The sequence below is a fragment of the Mycobacterium sp. TH-M25 genome, from assembly GCF_057473665.1.
The window spans coordinates 1-3,899 of the sequence record NZ_JBYCLA010000141.1 but is presented as its reverse complement, the minus strand read 5'-3'; the positions used below and the strand labels follow the sequence as shown (position 1 = coordinate 3,899).

At 66.6% G+C, this 3,899-nt stretch carries 4 protein-coding genes; 2 read left to right on the top strand and 2 right to left on the bottom strand.

Annotated elements, in window-relative coordinates; genetic code table 11:
• Positions 1 to 105: 105 nt before the first annotated feature.
• Entirely contained in the window at positions 106 to 1,227 is a 1,122-nt protein-coding gene (locus AC2VOU_RS04850; protein ID WP_486956335.1) for a PQQ-dependent sugar dehydrogenase, read from the bottom strand.
• Between the two features lie 166 nt (positions 1,228 to 1,393).
• On the opposite strand from AC2VOU_RS04850, the gene AC2VOU_RS04845 reads away from it, so the two are divergent.
• A complete protein-coding gene (locus AC2VOU_RS04845; protein ID WP_486956334.1) occupies positions 1,394 to 2,248 on the top strand; it encodes a DoxX family protein in 855 nt (284 codons plus the stop codon).
• On the opposite strand, the gene AC2VOU_RS04840 is transcribed toward AC2VOU_RS04845, so the two are convergent.
• The gene (locus AC2VOU_RS04840; protein WP_486956336.1) at positions 2,249 to 2,611 is read right to left on the bottom strand and encodes a PH domain-containing protein; all 363 of its coding nucleotides are present in this window, start codon (positions 2,609 to 2,611) and stop codon (positions 2,249 to 2,251) included.
• Positions 2,612 to 2,918: 307 nt separating this feature from the next.
• On the opposite strand from AC2VOU_RS04840, the gene AC2VOU_RS04835 reads away from it, so the two are divergent.
• Positions 2,919 to 3,899: thiamine pyrophosphate-binding protein (locus AC2VOU_RS04835; RefSeq protein ID WP_486956333.1), on the top strand; the 981-nt coding region annotated here is incomplete at its 3' end.

Here is a 3,899-nt window from a genome sequence, read left to right as displayed (position 1 = left end):
GTTACGAAGGTCGCGTCTGCAGGGCGCGGGGCTTTGGTCCTCACTGCGAGGGTTGTTGGTCCCCTTGACGCGCGTCGCTTCCTCCTCGCGGCGCTGTGCGCCGAGTTAGGTCTTGTCGTCGTTGGCCCGTGGGAAGCCGCCGCCCTGCGGGAACAGCGGGAACACCACGTCGTCGAGCCGCTGGGCGTCGCCGACGGTCCTGTTGATGGTGTCGCCCCAGATGTTGCCGTCCGGCGACATCCGCAGCGCCCACGCGTGTCCGTGGGTGTCCTGGCGAACGACGTCGGGTTGACCGGTGACGGCGCCCGTGCCCTGCGCGAGATGGATGGCAACCGTCTGTTCGGTGTTGACCAGGTTGATCAGCACGGTACCGTCCAACGCCGAGCACCCGGCCACCCCTGGCCGGTCCGGCCATACCCAGACAGTGGAAACCTTGGAGTCCTTGGTGATTCGTTGCAGACGGTCGGACGTGGGTGTGCGGTCGGCGATGAAGAGTGAGCCGTCGACTGGGTCGATGCACATGCCGCCGCCGACGCCGAGGCCGCTGAGCGCCGTGGTCGGAGGCGCCTGGTTGACCGTGGTGGGCTGCTCGATGCGAATCAGCTTGCCTGCCAACGATGCCGGGTCATTGGCCAACACAGGGTTACCCGCGTCGCCGGTCATCACGACCAGTGTGGTGGGGCTGGTGAACAACAGTGCGCCGGTATTTCCATTGACGCCCTTGGGAATTCCGGTCAGGATGTCCTTGGGAATGTCGCCGTCGGCGACCCGAATGACCCGGTTGTCCGTCGGGGTGCTGATGTAGGCATACATTAGCCGATCTTGGGAGTACGTCGGCGAGAGCGCGATGTCCATCAATCCGCCATCGCCGGCCGGGTCGACGGGGATGACGACTTTCACTTTGGGCTCGGCGTTGACGGCCACCTCTTTGACCGCCCCGGTCCTGCGTTCGGCGACCAGAGCCGACTTGCTGTCGGACTGCATCAGCAGGCCGCTGGTGCTATCCAGGCAGCCCTGCATCACTCCGGGCGCCGGGCATTCCTTCGGGAACGGCTTGTCGGGCAGCGGTGGTGGCGGTGGTGGCGCGGAGCTCGGCGCGCCATGTCGCTCGGGTTCGGTGGTGAACGGCTGCGACTGGAGGTCGTTGAACTGGGCGCATCCGGTCAGAACGAGCATTGCCGAGCAGAGCGCAGACACACCGCGCATCCTCGACCACCACAACCGCATGGTTGCCAGATTACGGACATGCGCGCGCCTGCGCCCGTGACGGGTACCGCGCGTCCGCCGAGGGTGCCTGCCAAAGCCCGCCCGCGCGACGCTGTGAGCAAATTGCAATCGCGAACGCCCCGCTCAAATCCCCGATTCGCAGGAGTTTGCCTTTACCCTCAGACGCGTGAGCAGTCAATCGAAAGACGCACATTGGCACCGGCCGGACTCATCCGGGCTGCCAACTGCTGAGCGGCAGACCGCCGCGCAGCTGGTCGATCCCGAAGACGACCTGCCGCCAGACGCTTATGCAGGCGATTTCGACACGACCCTGATCCCGCACTATGACCCGACCGACTCCGGCAGCGTCCGCTCGTCGAGCAGCGGCGCCGGCGTGATGGGCGGCCACGAACCGTTGCCCTACCAGCCGCAGCTCACCGGCCGGCAGGCGGTGTTCATGCCGGAAGGGATGGGCGTCCACGAACACTTCGACGACGAGCGCGTTCGTGCCGCCAGCCGTCGCGGTACCCAGCATCTCGGCCTGCTGATCCTGCGAGTGGGCCTCGGTGCCGTTTTCCTCGCCCACGGTCTGCAGAAGTTGTTCGGCTGGTGGGGCGGACAGGGCCTGGCCGACTTCAAGAACGCCATAGCTGGCGTCGGCTACCAGCACGCCGAGATTCTCACCTACTGCGCCGCCGGCGGCGAGATCGCCGCTGGCGTGCTGTTGGTGCTCGGCCTGTTCACGCCGATCGCCGCTGCCGGGGCGCTGGCCTACCTGACCAATAGCGTGCTCGCGGGGATGTCGGCCCAGCACGGTCATCGCTCTTTTCCGTACTTCCTGCCGAACGGCCACGAGTACGAGATCTCCCTGATCGTGATGGCTGCCGCCGTCATCCTCGTCGGTCCCGGCCGCTACGGGTTCGACGCCGGCCGCGGCTGGGCCCGCAGGCCGTTCCTCGGTTCGTTTGCCGCGCTGCTGGTAGGCATCGGCGCCGGCGTCGGGCTCTGGGTTGTGCTCAACGGCGCCAACCCGGTGGGCTAGTTACCGGTCCGCGTAGGGATTGGGCACTCGTCCGGCGCTTGCCCGGGTCAGCTGCGGCAAGGTGGCAAATGTGACCGCGGGTAGCCGCACGTTGTGGCCGTCTTTCAGGTGAGCCCGTCCCCACGAGCCCCTGCTGAATCGCAGTCCCTCGATGTCCTCCCAGCGCAGCGATCGGCTGCCCAGCAGCGTGCGCACGGTGACTCCGGTGTGGTCGGCCCGCGTGCGCAGCCGAACGATCAACGCCGACAGCAGCACCGGGATGATGAGCAGCGGAGCCGTCACCGGCCAGGTCATCACCGGCACGAGCAGTCCGAGGGCAAAGAATCCCACTGCGAAGTGGGCCATCGGCGAAACATTGAGCATCACCGGCGGGGTGCCTGCGGTGTCCGCCGCGGAATCGGTGGCCATGCATGCATCATGGCATCGAGCCGGACGGCGTTCCCGATAGCCACCGGAATTTGACGTTTGACCAGTACGGCGGCTACCGTCGTGGAGCGATGAATACTTCTGGAGAGCTCGTAGTAATCCGTATGCGCGTTGGTGCCTGACTGATCGAGTCGACCAACGCGCAACCCTCGTGCAGCCGCTGAGCTGACGGGGGTTTTTTGTTGCCCACCCCTTTCCAGAGCACACGTAGGACCAACAGGACCCAGAGGACAAAGAGGACACCGTGAGCGCACCCGCCAAGCCTGCGTCGCAGGATGTCGCCCGTATCGCCTCCGACGCGGCAAAGCCTGCTGCCAAGCCGCCGACGGTTCGCCCGAAACATGTTGCGCCTGAGCAACTCACCGGAGCACAGTCGGTCGTCCGGTCGCTGGAGGAGCTCGACGTCGAGGTCATCTTCGGTATCCCCGGTGGCGCCGTGCTTCCGGTCTACGACCCGCTGTTCGACTCGAAGAAGCTACGTCACGTGCTGGTTCGCCACGAGCAGGGTGCGGGCCACGCGGCCAGCGGTTACGCCCACGCCAGCGGAAAAGTGGGCGTGATGATGGCCACCTCCGGTCCCGGCGCCACCAACCTGGTGACGCCGCTGGCCGACGCGCAGATGGACTCCATCCCGGTGGTCGCGGTGACCGGCCAGGTCGGACGTTCGCTGATCGGGACGGACGCCTTCCAGGAGGCCGACATCTCCGGCATCACGATGCCGATCACCAAGCACAACTTCCTGGTTCGCGACGGCGACGAGATCCCCCGGGTGATGGCCGAGGCCTTCCATATCGCCGCGAGCGGCCGCCCAGGTGCGGTGCTCGTCGATATCCCGAAAGACGTGCTGCAAAGCCAGTGCACCTTCAGCTGGCCGCCGCGGATGGACCTGCCCGGCTACAAGCCGAACACCAAGCCGCACAACCGGCAGATCAACGAGGCGGCCAAGCTGATCGCCGCAGCGCACAAGCCGGTGCTCTACGTGGGCGGCGGGGTGATCCGGGGCGAGGCATGCGAGCAGTTGCTCGAACTTGCCGAGCTGACCGGAATCCCCGTCGTCACCACGCTGATGGCACGCGGCGCCTTCCCCGACAGCCACCGCCAGCACCTGGGCATGCCGGGTATGCACGGCACCGTCTCGGCAGTGGCGGGCCTGCAGCGCAGCGACCTGCTGATCGCCTTGGGCACCCGTTTCGATGACCGGGTCACCGGGCAACTCGACTCGTTC